This window comes from Kurthia sp. Dielmo (assembly GCF_000307285.2).
GTDB classification, from domain to species: Bacteria; Bacillota; Bacilli; order Bacillales_A; family Planococcaceae; genus Kurthia; species Kurthia populi.
Map to the genome: position 1 here is coordinate 26,921 of NZ_HE578959.1, position 18,657 is coordinate 45,577.

Genomic DNA, 18,657 nt, shown 5'->3' on the forward strand with positions numbered 1-18,657 from the left:
GAACGGTACGACTGCGCAAAGTAATCCATCTCTTTTCTATGCCGCGCATCAATTAAACAATGAACTGAAAGTGCTCAAGAAAAAATATGATGATAAGTATTTTAAGTAAATAAATTTATGCGATTAAAAAAAGAGGCCTTAACATACTTGTAAAAACAACCGCTCTTATAAGCATAAGAAAAACCGGAATCGCGCGGTGGCGCGGTTCCGGCTTTTCGTTGCGAACACTAAAAAAGGAACATGACGTGTTTTGTCCTAGCCTCTTTTCATTATCCTGCACTTAACAGAAAACGATTCATCACATTTTTATTTTGGAAAATCCACACCTCAGTCCCTTTATTCATATCCCCTACTAGAATATATTTCTTACCACTTTGATATGCTCGGAAATGCCCTCCTGAAGGATACTGATCATATTTTTTTACACGTTTTAAATATGTATTAAAGGCAGAATAATTCATGCGTTGACTATACGTTGCTTGAATATACTTCACTGTTTTAAAATTTTCTATTGTGGAATTCTTGTTATATAAGCTTAATTGATAAGAAAAATATACCGTCGAATTCGGTGTTTGTGTAAAATTCACACTATATTCTGTTGATTCATCCTTAAACCCTTTATTCATTAGCTTTTGTTTCTTATCCCCTACAGATGCTTTTGCATAAACAAATGTACCTTTCTTCATTGCCTTAACATCTTTTTTTGTAAACTTCCCTGTTTTCGCTTCAACACTCATAGTTGGCATTGCCACAGTTGTAATTGAACTGACTGCTAAAACAAGTGATACTGCTAAAAATATTCTTTTCATCATAAAATACCTCCCTAAAATAAATAACTTTCATCACCTTACTACAAAATGGCAAAAAATAGGTTAATATACAGTAAATAGAGATAAAATATTATAAAAAACATTAAAAACCGAATAATTCAAGATACATGATTAGGTAAGCAGTGTGACGCATTTAAGAATACCAGCTGTTTCAATGACATATTCATCTACTTATCTACACATAGATGTGATATAATTATGTAAATAATTGTAAAAGTAGGTGCTTTTATGGAGAAATATACAGCGATACTTGCTTATTTGCTACTCATTTTTATTCTGTATTTAGATTTCTTTAAAGAAGGCGTCAGCTTATTTCTACCATTAATAATTTTAGTCGCACTTGTCATCGTGAGCACTGTCCTTGCACGAAATGAGAAATTCACATGGAAGATTTCAAAATCAAAATTTGCGTTTCTTAGTATTGTTGAAGCAACTATATTGATGCTACTGACAATTGCTTTTTACTGGATGGGTGGCCGTTCACAACATGGCATCAATCCAACAGGCTATGCCGTATGGATAGTCTATGTTATTTCCTTATTCCAAGCATTTAAAGAAATGAAAAAAGCCAAAAAAAGCGCACAAACGACTTAAAGAGGTTGGGACATAAGTATAAAAACAACCACTCATATGAGCATAAGAAAAACCGGAATCGCGCGGTGGCATGGTTCCGGTTTTTCATTGCGAACGCTAAAAAAAGAAAATAAAGTGTTTTGTCTAGCCTCTTTTATTTACACTTCTTCTGAAAAGACTTTAATGCGAAAGTACTCTTTAAGCGCTTTGCTATTTACTTTTAACAAACATGTCTCATACTATACATGGGTGAAAACACCAATTAACCCTACTATAAAGGAGACCTGATATGTATTAAAAAAATTCTCTTCATGTTAACCAGCTGTGCTATCATCATTGCCGGGATTATTATTTTCAATATTATGACTGATGCAAAAAAGGAGCAAGCAATTCCTGAAAATACGACGGATTCATTGCCCTTAGACGGTGCAAAATACATACTCGCTTTTTCTGAAGCCAATGCCTCGCGAGAAAATAAAGGCGCTTTTTTTACGATTGATCAACAAGGTAATTATTTATCGAGAAGCGCAGAAATGAATATTTCAGAACCTATTGCCTTTAAACAAGCCGATAAGGATGCTTACCTCGTAAATAACAGCTCAAGCGACCGTTATACCGTTGATTTAACGACCGGCAAAATCCAGTCCTTAAAGGCCACTCAGCAAAAAAATGCACAGTCCTTTACATTACATACAAACGGCGAGTATGTCATCTATGACGTTGCAGCTGATTATACGAAACCACAGCAGCTTGTTTACTGGAAACGAGCAAATGCTCATGTTAAAAAAATCGTTACCATTCCAAATGGCTTTGCCCAGTCTATTTATATTCACCACGATATTGCCTATATTTCCACATCAAACCCTGACGCTACACAATACATTCATCAAGTAAATTTAAAAACAGGGAAACTTATGCAGGCAAAAAAATTAACATTAAAAGCGGAGGAATACACGCAAAGTGCCTTACCAAGCAATCAATCCATGATAATGTTTCATGGAAAATTATATGTTGCAGTTACAAAAACACATGTGATTCCTGCCACAAAAGATTATCAATCAGATGTTTATGAATTTAATGGCAGCCTCTTACAGCTCAATCCTAAGACACTCAAAATAGAGAAAAAAATTGCGATTAAAGATAAAAACTTCAATCCAGATACCCTAGCTGTTGTACAAAATAAGCTCGTCATTTTAGATACCTTTGAAAAGGCCTATGTGATGAACAAAAAGACGAAAATAACACCAATGAAGTTTAAGATTGATGAACAAATGAAAAATGAATTAGCACAAATGGATACTAATTCTGATCAAATTACCGTTATCAATCAAACCGCCTATATTTTCACGCAATATGTAAAAAATGAAAAAACACGCGGCGAAATCAATGCCTATAATTTAAAAACAGGGCAGCATCTTTCAAGAACCATCATCCCCTACCCAGCAAAAGATTATTATATCATGACGTTCGCTGTTATTGAGTAATGCAAAAAAACACGTCCCTGGCATATACCAAGAACGTGTTTTCTTTTAGAAAAATACGAGTAATAACACAGCGACTGTAAAGCAATAGTAAGTGAAATATTGTAGCTTACCTTTTTTCATAATGCCCATAAACCACTTCATCGCAAAGTACGTCATCATAAATGTGGCGATAAATGCGGCAATATATGGAATCGCTAAATCTGCTTTATTTGGTTCATTTAAAAAATCGGATAAACCAAGCACTACACCACCTAGACTAACAGGGATATAGAGCATAAATGAAAAGCGGAGCGCGGTTTCCTGTTTCATTCCGACTGCAACAGCGGAAATCACCGTTGCACCGGAGCGACTAATACCAGGTGTGAGGGCGACAGCTTGACCTAAGCCAACGATGACAGCATCCTTCGCAGTAATATCGCTGTCCTCTTTTCTCCCTTTCATATTACGAATCAGCCATAGCGCAATCCCTGTCACAAACAGCATCATGGCAATGACTGTCATGCTCACCGAATCGGCAATGACATCACTTAGTAACACGCCAAGGATACCTGCTGGAATCGACCCAATAATAACGAATAGCGCAAAGCGGAAATCCGCCTTATACTGTGCTTGTCGTGTTATTATATAGCGCACAAATCCAACGATTAGACGCTGAATATCACGGCGATAAATAATTAGAATGGCTAGTAAAGAAGCCGTATTCGTTAAGATGGCGAACGTAAAACCCTGCTCCCCGACACCAAGCAACTGACTCGCTATCATCACATGTCCACTCGATGATACCGGAATCGGTTCTGTAAAGCCTTGTACAAGCCCAATAATAATGAGCTTCAAGGTATATAACACATCAAAATCCACTATTTTTTCTCCTATTCACTTCTTTTCTCTCTATAGTAACACGTATTTTCTTAGAAAAAGTTTCGCCTTATAAACTCTTTGTGATAATTTTACGATAATAACGTAATGTTAAGAGTGCAAATACTAAGTAAAGGACAATATAAACTGCTAATACCGTCATAAATGGTTTTTCAAAACCAATACCAAACATAATCCAGCCAGCTTTTACAGCGAAATAGCTATGGAAAATACCAATGAGTAATGGGAATCCAAAGTTGAAAAGTTGTTTATAGCTTACACCTTTCATTAATTCCTGCTCTGTAAAGCCAATTTTACGTAGCATCGTAAATTGCGGTGCTTCATCTTCCGCTTCACTCATTTGTTTAAAGTATAAAATACTACCTGTCGTTAAGAGGAATGCGAGACCGAGGAATCCTGCTACAAAAATGATGATTCCCATTGTTTCAAGGAATACTTGATATTCTTGCTGCTGCGTTGAGAAGTTCAGTTCATAGCTATCTTCGCCTTTCCCAACTGTAGCCATTCCATTAGTGGTATCCATATAAATGTCTTGTGCCTTTTCTAATTGCTGTTCATCCTTAATATCGAAACCAGTGAATGACTGAATAGAAGGCAATTCTGTTGTATGCTTTTTGATTTCATTAAACATACTATCTGATACGACCATAATCGGTGAGCCATAGCTTAGCATCGATGGCAAGACAAAGCGTTCTTCAATCATCGTAATTGTTGCTTTTTGTTTTAAATCAACAAGCTCAATTTTTTTATTTTTTTCTAATGGCATAAAGAAATCTGTCATTTTTGCATAGTTAAAGACAGCGACTTCATCATCGTTCAATATTAAATCCGGCATCATACTTTTTACTTGTCCTTCTTTAACAACAAGCAATGACATCGTATCATCTTGTAAGATGTCTGGTATCTCACGTGAATACGCATTCTTTAAATCAAAGTTCGTTTCAAGAATAGTAAATGTATGCTTATCATATTCGATGCTAGCCTTATCAAATTCCTTTTCAAGTTGTACTGCTTGTTCTGTAATAGTGCCAATATCAAAAGGCATATTCTCTTTTGCTCGCGTATCTGCTGATGTATACGCAATATACGATAACGTTAATACCGCAAGTGCAAGTGCTGTTAATGTCGTAATTAACGATAAGGACAATGAATTTGTTTTCATACGATGCATAATCGGAGAAATCGCAACAATATCCACAATTTTCACATGACCCTGACGCGCTTTACGTTGTACATTCAAAAGTGCAGAAACACTAAAGCGGAAGAAAATATACGTCCCAATAATAACCGACCCTAAAATCGTCAACATGCCCACATAAAGTGCATTTTCTGTGTTAAATTTATCACTCGTCAGCAATTGCGTTGAAAGATAATAGCCTAAAATGATTAAACCAATCCCCATAAAACCAATGATCATGCTAATCCATGAGAAGCGTTTCACGCGTTGCTCTGCTTTTCCAGACGTATGGAATAAATCAATTAGCTTTGTACGGCTCATATGAAGAAGTGACTGTAAATACATCACAATAAATAAAATAACAAAAATAAGTGCTGTTTGAACGAGTGCATCTAGTGAAAACTCAACTGTTACGCTACGTTCAACTTCGACAACTTTTAAAAATAGCAGTGCGAAAAAGCGACTAAAAATTGCGCCCATTCCAACACCAACAGCTACGGCGATTAGCCACATTACACTGTTTTCTAATAGAAGCATGCGTGCAATACGACCCTTTGGTAGTCCAATTAACTGATATAGCCCAAACTCCTTACTACGATGCTTCATAAACAATTGATTGGCATAAAGTACGAAGAAGAAAACAATCACAACTAAAATGACCGAACCTGTTTCAAACGCAGCGCCTGCCTTCATACTCGTTGAGTTCATTTCAACAACGCTTGGATTAGCAGCTAAAGTTAAGAATGAAAAATAAAGACCACTACTAAAAATTAATGCGAGAAAATAAAGGCCATATAATCGGCTATTTTTCCACATTGTACGAAAGACAAGTGTGCTAAGCTTCATAGCCATCACCGCCCAAAATCGCCTGCGTATTTAAGATGTTTTCAAAGAACTGTTTCCGTGTTTGTTCTCCTTTGTAAAGTTCTGTATAGAGCTTCCCATCTTTTAAAAACAGTACGCGGCTACAATAACTTGCGGCCACCGCATCATGTGTCACCATTAAAATCGTTGTTTTCTGCGCTTCATTTAACTGTGATAACTTTTCAAGTAAAGCGGCAGCTGATTTTGAATCAAGCGCGCCGGTTGGCTCATCACCGAAAACAATCGCTGGCTTCATAATCAAAGCACGTGCCGCTGCAGTACGCTGCTTTTGTCCACCACTAATTTCATTCGGGTATTTATGAGCTAGTTCTTGAATATCTAGCTCATTCATTAATTGCTGAACGCGCATTTCTGCTTCCTGTTTTGAAATATCGCTCACTGCTAGTGGCAGTAAAATATTTTCTTTTACCGTTAAGGTATCAAGTAAATTATAATCTTGGAAAATAAAGCCCATTTGTGTACGACGGAAAGAAGCAAGTTTTTTACTTGAAAGGGTTGTTAGACTTTGGCTGTTAATGGCCACATCCCCACTTGTCGGCTGATCAATCGAGCACAGTACATTTAATAATGTAGTTTTTCCCGACCCAGATGGCCCCATGATGCCAACAAATTCGCCTTCCTGTGCTGTAAAACTAATTCCTTTTAGCACTTCAATTTGATTGCGACGCTTACCATACGTTTTATGAAGCTGCGTTGCTTTTAAAATATCCATAATGATTCCTCCACATTTCTTAATACGTTTAGTTTACGCATTATCGCGAACGAAATCGTTTGATTGACATGACAGGAACATGACAATTTTGTCACTTACGCACTTTCGCATACGTATTTTCTTCTGGAAAGCGAATAATTAAATCTGTGCCTTTATGAGATGTTGCCTGTAAAGTAAGTCCAAGTTTCTTCGCTGTTTGATTCGCTAAAAATAAGCCCATCCCCGTTGAAGCAGATTGCTTGCGCCCCGTAGAGCCTGTAAAGCCCTTTTCAAAAATACGTGGCAAGTCCTCCATCCGAATCCCAATGCCCTCATCATGAATGACTAACTCATTTTTCGTGTAACGAATCGTAATAAGGCCACCTGTATGACTGTATTTCACTGCATTTGATAAAATTTGGCGAACAATAAAGCGCAGCCACTTTTCATCTGTCACTAACACATCATCGCCAACTACTAAATCAATTTCTAATTTTTTTAAGAAGCACCAGTTTTGAAGCTCCTGTACTTCCTTTATAATCGCCTGGCGAATGGATACTTTTTCAAATAGCAAATCATGCTCCGCTGCAGATAAGCGTAGTGTATGAAGAGATTGATCTACTAATAAGTGAATACGAAGCCACTCTACTTCTAGTTGTTGCTTCGTCTCACTAGATGGCAATTCATCTAATAATAAGCGCATCGCAGTCAACGGTGTCTTCACCTCATGCACCCATGCCACCTGAAAATCATTCGTTTCTCGTATTTCCGCCTGCGTCTTATGCAGTAAACGAATCGCATCAAGCTCTGCCTGTTCCGTTTGAAGTTTAAAGGCATCCATATAATCTTCCGCATTGTGAAAATTCAACGCATACAATCGTCGGTAGTCTCTTAAAAAGCGATAGCCTATAAATAAGGCGAAGAAAAACAACAGTGTCGAATTTAAATAAATCGTCGCGACACTTTTAAAATCCACCTCAAGCAATAGCAAGCCATTCATCCATATTAAGCAAAAGAAGAAAAACAACCATGTTGCACGATGCTCTCGCCAAAATAATTTAACCATGATGTGTCACAGCCATATAGCCAAGGCCCTTTTTCGTCACAATAACATCAACCAATCCGAGCTCCTCTAATTTGCCGCGCAGTCGATTGACATTCACCGTCAGTGTATTGTCATTTACAAAGCGTGCATCATCCCATAGACGCTTCATCAAGTCATCACGCGACACAATTTCATCTGGGGATTCTAGCAAAACTTTCAAAATAAACTGCTCATTTTTTGTTAGCTCAATCACTTGCTCTCCCTTTGAAATGGTACTTGCCGCATAATCGACCTGTGCATCATGAAATTGATTATTCGCTTCCTTCACTTCCTGGTAATCATAGGTGCGACGTAACAAGGCCTGTACTTTTGAACGCAGAACATCCATATGGAAAGGCTTTTGCACATAATCATCTGCGCCCATTTGCATCGCCATCACCATATCTAGTGGCTGGTCACGCGAGGATAAAAATAAAATCGGCACTGTTGAAATCGCTCGAATTTGACGACACCAATGAAAGCCATCAAACGCAGGTAACTGAATGTCAATCATGACAAGCTGTGGCTCAATTGTTTCAAAATCCTTTAGTACTTCATGAAAATCCGTTGGTGTTTCTACTGTATAATTCCACGATGCAAAATCCTTTTTTATTTGCGATGCAATAACCACATCATCTTCTATTAATAATATATTCATTTTCCCACCTCATTCCTTTCAAGCATAAAAAAACAGCCTGCATTACGCAAGCTGTTTCTATGCTAATCAAATTTCTGCTGATATAAAATCGATGTGTTAAAACGGAATTTTTTTAATAATGACGGATCTACTTTCACATAAACATTCGATGAGTCAAACATCCATTCACCTTCGTGGCAAACCATATTATTTACCCATAAATGTTGTTTTTGTTGTCCTTTTTCTGTATAGCGAACTGTTGTCACATAAATTTTACGCTCTTCATTAATTGAAAAATGTGCTACATCCATCAATTCAGGGTCTTCATTTGAATGATAATGTTTAAATAAATTTCCAAGCTCACTAATTGCTTGCTTCCCTTCATAGCGTTCCTCTTTTGAGCAAATCATCGTTAAACTGAAATGCTCCGTACACTGTGCAACCCACGCCTTAAAATCCTCGCTAGAAAATGTTTTCTGCACTTCATTACCAATCGAATGGAAACTCATTCAAAACCCTCCTCATATTCTATCTCAAAAAATTATTATTTATAGGATGTTACTTGCTTTCATTTTAATAAAAAATACCAGTTTGAGATAGCTTTTTTATTAAATATATGAAAAAAATCCATAATTCCCTTAAATTTATGAATACTTTTCAGTGATTTTTATTATTTTTTGTAAATTAAGGGAATACTTTAAGAAAGGAGTGAGGAGAAATGGACTCAAAACTGCAAGCACTAGAAATTTTAAAAAAGCAACCCTATGGCGTCATGGGCACCGTAGACGGCGATAAACCTTATGCACGCATTATGACATTTGTTCACGATGAGGATTTAACGCTGTATACTATTGCCCCAGTCCATTCAAACATTTTAAAGCATGTTGAACACAATCCATTCACCCATATTTTATATGGCTATGAGGATCATGAAGATGATGTTTTTTTAGAAATTGAAGGTCAAGTTGAGCAGGCTGAAGATACTGAAAAAGCTATGGCGGTTTTACAAAATTATGACCGTATTCACCGCAATTCATTTAATGAACAGCATCACGTTCTACTAAAAATCAAACCGATTCGCATGCGCATTATGCATACAACGCGTAATGAGCCACTAGAAGTTATTATCCATTAAGGAGGGAATTTTATGACTGTAGAAGAACATATTCGCCTTGTTTTAGACCGTGCTTCTATTGGTACACTTTACATCGTCCAAGATGACAAACCAACAGGACGGTATATGACATTTAAAAGTGACGGCGCCACTCTTTATACGGTAACCGATAAAGATTCCGCTAAATTAATGGCCATTGAAAAAAATCCCAATGTACACATTATTTTAGGCTATCAACCTGGCACTGAATACAATTACTTAGAATTTGAAGGAAAGGTCACCGATGTAATGGACGACCAGTTACGTATTAAAATGCGTAATTTCTTTCGGTCCGTATTTCAAAAAGAAGCGGCAGAGGTTACACTACTTAAAATTGAACCATCTGTTATTTATTTGCATACACAAGATGGTTCACCAGCCCAAAAATTTGTTTTACCTATACAATAATAAAAAAAGAGGCTGGGACAAAACACGTCATTTTCTTTTTTTAGCGTTCGCAACGAAAAACCGGAACCGCGCCACCGCGCGATTCCGGTTTTTCTTATGCTCATAGGAGAGGTGATTTCTACACATATGTCAAAGACTCTTTTTTTGTACAATTATGATGCATACACACGATTTCTTCCAGACCGTTTCGCCATATACAGATTTTCATCTGCTTTATGCAGTAATTCTTCTACCGTTTCCTCATTCGTATATGTCACAACCCCAAAACTTGCGGTTACGCGCTTTAAATCGCGACCTAGATGCTCCAAATTAGCATGCTCAATTCGTTGACGGAGCTCCTCAGCTAAAGACATCGCTTGATCATCCTGCGTAATCAACACAAACTCTTCGCCACCATACCGTGCAAATAATACATTTGGAGGCAAAATTTTATTAATTATATCAACAAAAACCTTTAATAATTGATCCCCTGCGACATGACCGTAATAATCATTGTATTGTTTGAATTCATCGATATCTATCATAATGAGTGACCATTTTTGCTGTTGCTGCTTTGCATGGTCAAATTGATTGGCAACCATTTCATTAAAGTATCGACGATTCGCAATACCTGTAAGCCCATCCTGCCAAACAAGCGCCTCTAGCTGTTCATTTTTCTCTTTCAACTGCTTTGTTTGTAACGCTACTTCTTCATCTAATGATTGATTAAGGCGAATTAATTCCATGCGTCCTTCGGCAAAATCCTTTGCGATAGCAATTAATTGTAGTAATAAATAAAGCGCTACAGCAGGCATTGTCATTTCATAACGAATCGTGGTAACGCCACTACCTTTTAAATAATCTAAAATAACACCACTAAATACGATAATCGCCCCTATCATATTGAGACGAGACACCCATTTATTTAATCGGGCCGAATGAATCATGACATATAATAGATAGAAAAATACGGGTAGCATCACCCACGAAACACTAAAGAAGAGGGTTTGGAAAACAAGTGGTGGGGTCAATGCTGTAATGACGATTAACAAACCACAAATTAACCAAACACTATATACAACCCACTTAGCAAAAAACCCTTCATAATATAATTTCATTAAATAAATAAAAATAGCAAAGCATAAAAGTGTCCAAATATACTCCATCTTTGTAGCACCCACGTATGAAATGCTTGTCACCTTTTCATATAAAAATGGCACCGCAAAAAACGAACGGATTGCAAAGCTCACACAAAATAAACCAAACACAAAAAATTCACGTAAATCTTTTAAAAACCATGCAAAAATTAACATCAATAAGCCCATCATAAACATTAGCCCCGACACAACAGTATTCCGATAAAATTGCAAATTACTTTGTCGATCAACTGCTGCCTGATTTCCAATGTAAATCGAGTTTTCAAAACCCCCACGCATCTGCTGGAAACTCGACATTTCCATTTGGAATGTCACCGTATCTTTTGATGGTGTGAAATAAGCTGTTCGAGAAGCTAACAATGTTTCATGCTGGTTTTCAGGACCAACTTCCCCTACAGAAACCAGTTTTTTCCCATCCACATAGAAAGCATATGCGCTATATTCAAAAGGAATATGTACAGCTAGACGATGATTACGCCATTCCTTCGGTACGGACCACTTCCGAATATACGTGCCATATGTATTCCTTACACCAACTGATTTTTGAAAAGAGCTCGGTATGTGTACAACCTTACCTTGTTCAAATGTACCTTTAGTCATCATTTCTTTGTGATAAAATACCCATTCACCATCAAGTGTATGCAAGCGATTTTCAGCTGATAATGTATGCGCTGAAACTGTGAAATTACTGCTAATGAGCGTGAATACAACTATAAATAATACAACGAACTGTTTCATGACATCTATACCTCAAACCAATTTCTTATTTTATTCCTATTTAACTACTATTTTAGCACCAAAATAGGTATTCGTTAATTTTAATTATAAACCCATAATGATTTTGTTATTTTTTTGCTTTAACGGGTACCTGAAAGATAACAAAAAAACAGGAGGATGCTTATGCCAAAGGCAATGATTTATCAACTTCCACCAATTCATCGTCTCTTAACGATAGTAGCCAGTGTTTTGTTCACGGTTGAAATCGCGATTTTATTATCTGCGCCACTTTCATGGATAATCCAGCTATTAATTGCTGTTGAAGTCTTTCCCTTTGTCGTAACAGCTTTCCTTTATGCAACAAAAGGTTCTGTTACAGTGATTCCATCAACGGCTATCACAAGTATTCTTTATATGGCGTTAGATAGCTATCATCAGCGATTCCAAACGGAACGAACACTCTTACGCCTTCTTGTCGTGCAACAAGAGGCACCTAAAACAAATGAGAAAATTGCACCGCTTTTACATCGCTACCCCGAAATCATTTATACGTATCGACTCATGCAACTGCTTGGCAAAGATTCACTTGCAAAAAACAAACGAGTGAAAACCTTTTATCAAGATGCCTTTCAATCATGTGATGCGCGTGATTTAAAGGTATTAAATGACTTTGGTCTATCCGCAAAAATGATTATCAATTTATTAACAAATGGGCGCACAAGTGTCGTCGTTTATCGAACACTTTACAAAAAAGAAATTTCACATTGGTATACTGCGCTAGAGGAAACATTAGCGCGCTAAAAACTGCAACTAGCAGTTCGCAACAAAAAGAGGGAATCATGCCAACGCGCGATTCCCTCTTTTTAGTTAGACATTTTCCATAATGACGTAAATCCATTGATCTTCGTCACGATAGCATCGTAAAAATTGTCCTTCTGAAAGCGCGATTTTTTGCGCTGTATGTTCAAATAAAATAGCTCGTATTGTTACGTAATATACTTTTTTCAGTACAGTTTCCTCAGTTACTTGTTCGTATTGTGTTAGATTCCCACAGAATGACTGCGCCATTAAACCATCAAATGCTCGGTAATGCTGAAAGTAAACGAAAGCTGCTTTAAGATGCAGTAATAGATCTCGCTCATACGCTGTCACGATATGCACTTCCTTCGCATTCATATGTCGTTTCTCGTGCGCTAGTAGTTGCTCATTATACATTGCGAATGGCGCCTTTTCAATGCGCTCAATTGTTTCATTATCCAATGTCTTCACTGGTACATCAATCGTAGCATAGCGAACGTTTACTTTCATATTCCTCCACTCCTTAATTTAAAAAGAAATTTCTATCTCCCTATTTTCTATTTATAGAAGCTGTTTTCATTATAAGCCATCAAATGATTATTTAACATAAAAAATTAAAAAATTCTGAAAAATAAATTTTCAGAGGATTAACTTTAGACCTATACTCGTTTTTTAAATTGCGTTTTTTTATCTTTAGATTCATTAAAAAAACAATGTTTCAAGAGGTTTTATAACGGTTAAAGATTTTAGCCATCGTGATTTTTTTAAATTTGGCGTTGTTTACAAGCTTTTTATTAAAAATTAATAAAAATATATAAAAAAAGAGGATAACACTATGAAAGTAGGGTATATAAAAACCATACCAAATTCGAATACATTTAACTAGGTATTTAAAACTACTTATCATTCAGGAGGAAAGCTATTCATGAGAAAAGAACTAATTACGACATTTATGGCAACGGGAGCCGCAACAGCTTTCTTTGCTGCAACAGATACTGCAAGTGCAACATCAACGTATACGGTAAAGGCTGGCGATAGCCTTTCAAAAATTGCTGTTATGTACAACACATCCGTTGATAAGCTTAAAAAAATCAATAAACTAAAAGGTCCTTATATTTATATAGGACAAAAAATTAATATAAAAAGTTCCAAAAACACACTGAAAACAACGAAAAAATCGACAACAACATCACCTTCACATAAAACATCAAGCGCTTCAGCTACATATACAGTCAAATCTGGTGATTCTTTAAGTCTTATTGCTTCAAAGCATGGTATGTCATTACAGACATTAAAATCAATCAATGGTTTATCATCTGATCGAATCTTTGTCGGTCAATCGTTAAAAACGACTGGAAAAACAACAAAGAAAATTGTTGTTGCCTCACCAGCGACAAAAACCGTGAAAAAGCAAAAAGTTTCTACTTCGACATACACAGTTAAAGCTGGCGATTCACTTGGCCTTATTGCTAGTAGAACCGGCATTAGCATGTCTGAATTAAAACGTATTAATGGTCTTACTTCTAACCTAATTCACCCAAATCAAACATTAAAATTAAAGGGCAAGGCACAACCAGTTTACGCAAGTAAAACAACGACCGTATCTAATAAAGTCTCATCTACAAAAACGACTACAGCGACAGCAAATGCTGGTGGCGGTATTTTAAATCTTGCGATGAAACAGCAAGGCGTGCCTTATGTTTGGGCAGGGTCAACACCAAATGGCTTTGACTGTTCTGGCTTTATCTATTATGTATTTAAAAATAACGGCTACAATATTGGACGAACTTCTGTAGCTGCTTACCGCGCACAGGCACAATCTGTATCTGCTAGTTCTTTACGTGCTGGCGATATCGTATTCTTCCAAAACACTTATAAACAAGGCGTCTCTCATGCAGGGATTTATATTGGCGGTGGTCAATTTATCCACGCTGGCTCAAGTGGTGTGCAAATTACGAACGTGCAAGACAGCTATTGGTCGAAACATTTTCATAGCTACGGAAGACTTTAAAATTAAAAAGACATCGATAGTCGAAAAAAAGGAATTGCGCAATCAAAGCGCAATTCCTTTTTTTATGAACCAATGAATGAAACTAAAATTCCTAGCTTCTTTTTTGATTAAATTTCGTATTCAATTGCCACAGCTTTACTACTACTAATATTAGGTGATGGTTGTGAATTGTACACACGAGAATAGGGCACAATCGAATGTGTTAACCAAATATTTGACCCTAAAATCGAGTCATGGCCAATCTTCGTTTTCCCACCTAAAATCGTTGCCCCTGCATAAATGACAACATTATCCTCAATATCAGGGTGACGTTTAATGCCTTTAATCGGATTTCCTTGCTCATCTAGTGGGAAACTAAGTGCTCCTAATGTAACCCCTTGATACACTTTGACATGATTCCCAATTGTACATGTTTCACCAATAACAACACCTGTACCATGGTCAATAAAGAATGAGTGGCCAATTGTCGCACCTGGATGAATATCGATTCCTGTTAAATCATGTGCATGCTCTGACATGATACGTGGAATGATTTTAACGTCCATTTTATATAATTCATGCGCAATACGATGTGTGCATACTGCTTGGATAGATGGATAGCTCAGTAGAATTTCTTCTAATGATACAGCCGCTGGGTCGCCATTATAGGCTGCTTGAATATCTGATTGAATCATTTTGCGAATCTCTGGGAATTTATTCAATAAGTCCATAACAATTTTATCCGCGCATTCACGTGCATCAGTTGGGCATTGTTTCTCATTATTATAAACAAGTACTTTCTCGACCATATCACGTAAATCAACAGCTGCTTTACGTAAATTATTACTAACTGCCATATTTAAACGAACTTCATCCATTTTCTTTTGGTCATAGATTCCTGGGAATAATGCCAAACGGAAGCTTTCTAACACTTTCACAATACGGTCGCGTCCTTTAAACCCAATGGAGTTCTCCGTATCGAAGTGCTCGCGGTTAATCTCGGTCAATTCGCGTGCAATCGACGGTACTTTATTATCTAGCCATTCATGTAATTCCATAATTCTTGGTGGCCTCCCTTAGCTATTGTACTTTTCCTATCGGAATTCTTAATCACTCTATTTTAGCGTATTTTGACATGACTTCCAACTAGAAAAACTCAAAAAGGGATATTTTAACTGAACATTCGGCACTTTCCACAAAAATCAACCTACAGTTGCATTTATCCACATAATGCTACAATTACTCGCTAGTAAATTTCACGTTGAAACTATATGCTATTTGTAGGAGGTGGTGTTATGAATCTACAATTTTCAACGATTTTTACGACTCGCCGAAAAGAGCTTAACGTGACACAAGAACAAGTGGCACAGTACATCGGTGTGTCGCGGGCAGCCGTTTCAAAATGGGAGAAAGGCCAAAGTTACCCTGATATTACAATACTGCCAAAGCTTGCGACCTATTTCAATTTATCAATTGATACATTACTTGGTTATGAGCCGCAGTTGACGACCGAACACATCATTGCGCTCTATAAAGAACTGTCAACAGCGTTTCACGAGCAGCCATTTCATGAAGCCGAAGTAGCAGTAGAAGCACTTATTCATGATTATTATTCTTGCTTTCCATTTTTATTGAAGATGGCGCAGCTCTATTTAAATTATGCGGCGCTCGCTGATAATCCCGTGACGATAGCGGTACGCATTGAGCAACTCTGTTTACGTGTCGAGCAATATAGCGATGATTTTGATTCCTTAAATGAAGCGCGCATGATTGGCAGTCTAGCGCTCCTCATGCAGCAACGCGCTAGTGACGTCCTCGAAAAAATCGGCAACCGCGTGCAAATCCAATTTAATGAAGACCAAGTAATTTCACGGGCACATCAATTACTCGGCAATATCGAGCAAGCAACAGAAATTTTGCAAGCGAGCACATATCAGCATCTCTTTCTCGTCATTTCTACATGTACCGACAGCTTATTATTAGAAGAAGCCACTCATTTTGATGAAACTATTAAACGCGTCACACAGCTCATTGACACGTGGAATATCCAAGCGTTAAATCCAAATACGAGTCTTGTGTTTTATTTAACGGCAGCAACGGGCTATATGCAGCAACAGAAGCACGATGAGGCGATTGTGATGCTAAAAGAATATGCGAAGGCATGTACTAAGTTATCATTTCCGCTTCAGCTATGTGGTGATACCTATTTTAACTTAATCAATCACTGGCTTCATTCAACGATGCAACTGGCGACTGTCACACCACGCGATGAAGCTTCTGTACGCCGCGATATTGTGTCATCCATTACACAGCACCCTGCATTTGCACCACTACATGAACGCGATGATTACAAGCTACTTGTCCAAACAATTCACCATACGTTAGAGAGGGAGTCATGACATGGATACTCTAAACTGGGCACTTATCGCCCCACTGATTGTTATTCAATTTGTACTTATGATTATGGCATTAATTGATATTAAACGCATCCACGCCACAAATGGACCAAAATGGGTATGGATTCTCGTCGTTATCGTCGTCAATACAATTGGGCCGATTGTGTACTTCATTTTCGGACGTAAAAACGTATGATTGCAGCTCATTTAACGAAGCAATTTGGCGCACATATCGTCGTCAATGATGTTAGTTTTACATTAGAACCACATACAGCAACTGCGCTCATTGGTCCAAATGGCGCAGGTAAGACGACGATTTTATCGATGCTCGCAGGTTTATTGAAACCAACAGCGGGCACAATCACAAATAATGATGTTCAAATCGGTTTCCTTCCGCAATATCCGCAATTTTATCCGTGGATGACAGTACTAGAGTTTACAGAAATGGCCGCGCGTCTAAGTGGTTTATCAACAAAAGAAGCGCGCAGCCGAGCACATGAAGCGCTATCATTTGTTGGACTAGAGGAAGTGCTAACGAAAAAAACAGCCGCATTATCAGGTGGTATGAAGCAACGCCTCGGCATTGCACAAGCTATTGTTCATCGCCCAGCCATTTTATTATTAGATGAACCAGTCTCGGCACTCGACCCATTCGGGCGTCGCGATATGATGAGTTTATTAAAAAAATTGCAACAGACGACAACCATTTTATATTCAACACATATTTTAAATGATGCAGAAGAAATGACTGACCAAATCCTCTTTTTAAAAGATGGTGCGCTCATTGAACAAGGGACTTTACCATCGATTCGCGCGCGTTACATGGACCCTCGTTTTGCGGTGACATTTTGCGAGCAAGCAGATGCCCAAGCATTTAGTACACAACATCAAGTTGAGCTAATTGAAAAAACAGTGTTCGTGCCAATGACAAGTTATCCAACGATGCAACACTTACTCTCTTTTTTAAGTACAACATATGCACCAATTGTTAAAATTGAACAGCATACGTCCTCTCTTGAAGAGATTTTTATGAAGGTGATGAGCCTATGATAATTTTATTGAAAAAAGAATGGCTTGAAATGCTGCGCAGTTATCGTATTGTATGGCTACCACTATTGTTTATTTTGCTCGGTATTAGCGATCCGCTCACGAACTATTATATGGAAGATATTTTAGCGACTGTTGGCAATATGCCAGACGGTTTTTCTATGACGATGCCAGAACTTGCGCCAAGTGATTTACTAATCGCCTCACTCGGTCAATTTCAAATGATTGGCCTCCTCGTTATCGTCGCAATCACAGCTTCGATGATTAGTCGCGAACGCCAAAATGGCACCGCAACACTCATTTATGTACGCCCTGTCTCTAATTTCTCGATTTATATGAGTAAATTAATCGCGATGGCACTGCTAACACTTGTGTGCACAATTGCCGGTTTTGGTGCATCGATGTATTACACGTATCTATTATATGGTGGCGTCTCAACGACTGCTTTTTTATTGTTGATGCTCTTTTATTGGCTATGGTTACTCATGGTAATCGCCACGACCATAACATTTAGCGCATTGTGGACAACGTCGATTGCAATGACTGTTGCAATCGTGCTGTTTCCACTTGGCATATTACTCGATTCTGTCATTGGTGCTTATTGGCATTATAGTCCATACAAATTGGCTCTATATGGCGCCTCTTGGCTAACGACACAGAGCGATTACTTATGGGGCACCTGTAGCATTGTTGTTGCATGGACGATTTTTGTTAGTCTACTTGGTATATGGGCTACTGGTTGGAAACGTAGCACAACGAAAATTTAACTGATTAA

At 37.6% G+C, this 18,657-nt stretch carries 20 protein-coding genes; 10 read left to right on the forward strand and 10 right to left on the reverse strand.

All coding sequences use genetic code 11. The features are described 5' to 3' along the window. Window positions 1-269: 269 nt before the first annotated feature. A complete protein-coding gene (locus KTHG_RS11395) occupies window positions 270-812 on the reverse strand; it encodes a hypothetical protein (protein WP_139993672.1) in 543 nt (180 codons plus the stop codon). Between the two features lie 246 nt (window positions 813-1,058). On the opposite strand from KTHG_RS11395, the gene KTHG_RS11400 reads away from it, so the two are divergent. Both KTHG_RS11400 and KTHG_RS11405 read left to right on the forward strand, forming a co-directional pair. Further along, complete coding sequence (locus KTHG_RS11400; protein WP_139993674.1) at window positions 1,059-1,424, forward strand: hypothetical protein; 366 nt, start codon at window positions 1,059-1,061, stop codon at window positions 1,422-1,424. Between the two features lie 290 nt (window positions 1,425-1,714). Further along, a complete protein-coding gene (locus KTHG_RS11405) occupies window positions 1,715-2,887 on the forward strand; it encodes a hypothetical protein (RefSeq protein ID WP_139993675.1) in 1,173 nt (390 codons plus the stop codon). A 45-nt stretch (window positions 2,888-2,932) separates the two neighbouring features. On the opposite strand, the gene KTHG_RS11410 is transcribed toward KTHG_RS11405, so the two are convergent. The 6 genes from KTHG_RS11410 to KTHG_RS11435 all read right to left on the reverse strand — a co-directional run bounded on the left by KTHG_RS11410 (window position 2,933) and on the right by KTHG_RS11435 (window position 8,746). Beyond that, complete coding sequence (locus KTHG_RS11410) at window positions 2,933-3,745, reverse strand: undecaprenyl-diphosphate phosphatase (protein WP_370362762.1); 813 nt, start codon at window positions 3,743-3,745, stop codon at window positions 2,933-2,935. Between the two features lie 67 nt (window positions 3,746-3,812). Further along, window positions 3,813-5,786 carry an FtsX-like permease family protein gene (locus KTHG_RS11415; RefSeq protein ID WP_186439570.1) on the reverse strand — a complete coding sequence of 658 codons (1,974 nt, stop codon included), beginning with the start codon at window positions 5,784-5,786 and terminating at the stop codon, window positions 3,813-3,815. Further along, a complete protein-coding gene (locus tag KTHG_RS11420) occupies window positions 5,776-6,537 on the reverse strand; it encodes an ABC transporter ATP-binding protein (protein ID WP_126991566.1) in 762 nt (253 codons plus the stop codon). Before KTHG_RS11420 ends, KTHG_RS11415 begins: the two co-directional genes overlap by 11 nt. Before the next feature lie 91 nt (window positions 6,538-6,628). Continuing rightward, the gene (locus KTHG_RS11425; protein WP_255512443.1) at window positions 6,629-7,582 is read right to left on the reverse strand and encodes a sensor histidine kinase; all 954 of its coding nucleotides are present in this window, start codon (window positions 7,580-7,582) and stop codon (window positions 6,629-6,631) included. Next, a complete protein-coding gene (locus KTHG_RS11430) occupies window positions 7,575-8,258 on the reverse strand; it encodes a response regulator transcription factor (protein ID WP_139993683.1) in 684 nt (227 codons plus the stop codon). The genes KTHG_RS11425 and KTHG_RS11430 overlap by 8 nt, the downstream gene beginning before the upstream one ends. Window positions 8,259-8,320: 62 nt before the next feature. Further along, window positions 8,321-8,746, reverse strand: a complete 426-nt coding sequence (locus KTHG_RS11435) for a hypothetical protein (protein WP_139993685.1) — start codon at window positions 8,744-8,746, stop codon at window positions 8,321-8,323. Window positions 8,747-8,955: 209 nt separating this feature from the next. On the opposite strand from KTHG_RS11435, the gene KTHG_RS11440 reads away from it, so the two are divergent. Next, a complete protein-coding gene (locus KTHG_RS11440) occupies window positions 8,956-9,372 on the forward strand; it encodes a pyridoxamine 5'-phosphate oxidase family protein (RefSeq protein WP_139993687.1) in 417 nt (138 codons plus the stop codon). 12 nt (window positions 9,373-9,384) lie between these two features. Further along, window positions 9,385-9,798, forward strand: coding sequence for a pyridoxamine 5'-phosphate oxidase family protein (locus tag KTHG_RS11445; protein ID WP_126991561.1), 414 nt, complete (start codon window positions 9,385-9,387; stop codon window positions 9,796-9,798). A gap of 152 nt (window positions 9,799-9,950) precedes the next feature. Here KTHG_RS11445 and KTHG_RS11450 read toward each other — a convergent pair whose 3' ends face one another. Further along, window positions 9,951-11,672, reverse strand: a complete 1,722-nt coding sequence (locus KTHG_RS11450; protein WP_139993689.1) for a sensor domain-containing diguanylate cyclase — start codon at window positions 11,670-11,672, stop codon at window positions 9,951-9,953. Window positions 11,673-11,834: 162 nt separating this feature from the next. Here KTHG_RS11450 and KTHG_RS11455 point away from each other — a divergent pair, with 162 nt between their 5' ends. Beyond that, the gene (locus KTHG_RS11455) at window positions 11,835-12,452 is read left to right on the forward strand and encodes a hypothetical protein (protein WP_139993692.1); all 618 of its coding nucleotides are present in this window, start codon (window positions 11,835-11,837) and stop codon (window positions 12,450-12,452) included. Between the two features lie 66 nt (window positions 12,453-12,518). On the opposite strand, the gene KTHG_RS11460 is transcribed toward KTHG_RS11455, so the two are convergent. Beyond that, a complete protein-coding gene (locus KTHG_RS11460) occupies window positions 12,519-12,959 on the reverse strand; it encodes a hypothetical protein (protein WP_139993694.1) in 441 nt (146 codons plus the stop codon). Between the two features lie 415 nt (window positions 12,960-13,374). Here KTHG_RS11460 and KTHG_RS11465 point away from each other — a divergent pair, with 415 nt between their 5' ends. Next, window positions 13,375-14,460 carry a C40 family peptidase gene (locus tag KTHG_RS11465; protein WP_139993696.1) on the forward strand — a complete coding sequence of 362 codons (1,086 nt, stop codon included), beginning with the start codon at window positions 13,375-13,377 and terminating at the stop codon, window positions 14,458-14,460. Window positions 14,461-14,567: 107 nt separating this feature from the next. On the opposite strand, the gene epsC is transcribed toward KTHG_RS11465, so the two are convergent. Next, the gene (gene epsC, locus KTHG_RS11470) at window positions 14,568-15,497 is read right to left on the reverse strand and encodes a serine O-acetyltransferase EpsC (protein ID WP_139993698.1); all 930 of its coding nucleotides are present in this window, start codon (window positions 15,495-15,497) and stop codon (window positions 14,568-14,570) included. A 237-nt stretch (window positions 15,498-15,734) separates the two neighbouring features. On the opposite strand from epsC, the gene KTHG_RS11475 reads away from it, so the two are divergent. From KTHG_RS11475 to KTHG_RS11490, 4 genes are read left to right on the forward strand one after another with little or no spacing between them, the layout of a single operon-like run. Further along, window positions 15,735-16,838, forward strand: a complete 1,104-nt coding sequence (locus KTHG_RS11475; protein ID WP_186439571.1) for a helix-turn-helix domain-containing protein — start codon at window positions 15,735-15,737, stop codon at window positions 16,836-16,838. A gap of 1 nt (window position 16,839) precedes the next feature. Next, the gene (locus KTHG_RS11480; protein WP_126991553.1) at window positions 16,840-17,031 is read left to right on the forward strand and encodes a PLDc N-terminal domain-containing protein; all 192 of its coding nucleotides are present in this window, start codon (window positions 16,840-16,842) and stop codon (window positions 17,029-17,031) included. Continuing rightward, window positions 17,028-17,885 carry an ABC transporter ATP-binding protein gene (locus tag KTHG_RS11485; protein ID WP_139993702.1) on the forward strand — a complete coding sequence of 286 codons (858 nt, stop codon included), beginning with the start codon at window positions 17,028-17,030 and terminating at the stop codon, window positions 17,883-17,885. Before KTHG_RS11480 ends, KTHG_RS11485 begins: the two co-directional genes overlap by 4 nt. Further along, entirely contained in the window at window positions 17,882-18,649 is a 768-nt protein-coding gene (locus tag KTHG_RS11490) for an ABC transporter permease (RefSeq protein ID WP_126991551.1), read from the forward strand. The genes KTHG_RS11485 and KTHG_RS11490 overlap by 4 nt, the downstream gene beginning before the upstream one ends. The last annotated feature ends 8 nt before the right edge of the window (window positions 18,650-18,657 follow it).

Coding starts and splice junctions, on each gene's coding strand:
- KTHG_RS11395 (WP_139993672.1), bottom strand. CDS start 812: ATGATGAAAAGAATATTTTTAGCAGTATCACTTGTTTTAGCAGTCAGT.
- KTHG_RS11400 (WP_139993674.1), top strand. CDS start 1,059: ATGGAGAAATATACAGCGATACTTGCTTATTTGCTACTCATTTTTATT.
- KTHG_RS11405 (WP_139993675.1), top strand. CDS start 1,715: ATGTTAACCAGCTGTGCTATCATCATTGCCGGGATTATTATTTTCAAT.
- KTHG_RS11415 (WP_186439570.1), bottom strand. CDS start 5,786: ATGAAGCTTAGCACACTTGTCTTTCGTACAATGTGGAAAAATAGCCGA.
- KTHG_RS11420 (WP_126991566.1), bottom strand. CDS start 6,537: ATGGATATTTTAAAAGCAACGCAGCTTCATAAAACGTATGGTAAGCGT.
- KTHG_RS11425 (WP_255512443.1), bottom strand. CDS start 7,582: ATGGTTAAATTATTTTGGCGAGAGCATCGTGCAACATGGTTGTTTTTC.
- KTHG_RS11430 (WP_139993683.1), bottom strand. CDS start 8,258: ATGAATATATTATTAATAGAAGATGATGTGGTTATTGCATCGCAAATA.
- KTHG_RS11435 (WP_139993685.1), bottom strand. CDS start 8,746: ATGAGTTTCCATTCGATTGGTAATGAAGTGCAGAAAACATTTTCTAGC.
- KTHG_RS11440 (WP_139993687.1), top strand. CDS start 8,956: ATGGACTCAAAACTGCAAGCACTAGAAATTTTAAAAAAGCAACCCTAT.
- KTHG_RS11445 (WP_126991561.1), top strand. CDS start 9,385: ATGACTGTAGAAGAACATATTCGCCTTGTTTTAGACCGTGCTTCTATT.
- KTHG_RS11450 (WP_139993689.1), bottom strand. CDS start 11,672: ATGAAACAGTTCGTTGTATTATTTATAGTTGTATTCACGCTCATTAGC.
- KTHG_RS11455 (WP_139993692.1), top strand. CDS start 11,835: ATGCCAAAGGCAATGATTTATCAACTTCCACCAATTCATCGTCTCTTA.
- KTHG_RS11460 (WP_139993694.1), bottom strand. CDS start 12,959: ATGAAAGTAAACGTTCGCTATGCTACGATTGATGTACCAGTGAAGACA.
- KTHG_RS11465 (WP_139993696.1), top strand. CDS start 13,375: ATGAGAAAAGAACTAATTACGACATTTATGGCAACGGGAGCCGCAACA.
- epsC (WP_139993698.1), bottom strand. CDS start 15,497: ATGGAATTACATGAATGGCTAGATAATAAAGTACCGTCGATTGCACGC.
- KTHG_RS11475 (WP_186439571.1), top strand. CDS start 15,735: ATGAATCTACAATTTTCAACGATTTTTACGACTCGCCGAAAAGAGCTT.
- KTHG_RS11480 (WP_126991553.1), top strand. CDS start 16,840: ATGGATACTCTAAACTGGGCACTTATCGCCCCACTGATTGTTATTCAA.
- KTHG_RS11485 (WP_139993702.1), top strand. CDS start 17,028: ATGATTGCAGCTCATTTAACGAAGCAATTTGGCGCACATATCGTCGTC.
- KTHG_RS11490 (WP_126991551.1), top strand. CDS start 17,882: ATGATAATTTTATTGAAAAAAGAATGGCTTGAAATGCTGCGCAGTTAT.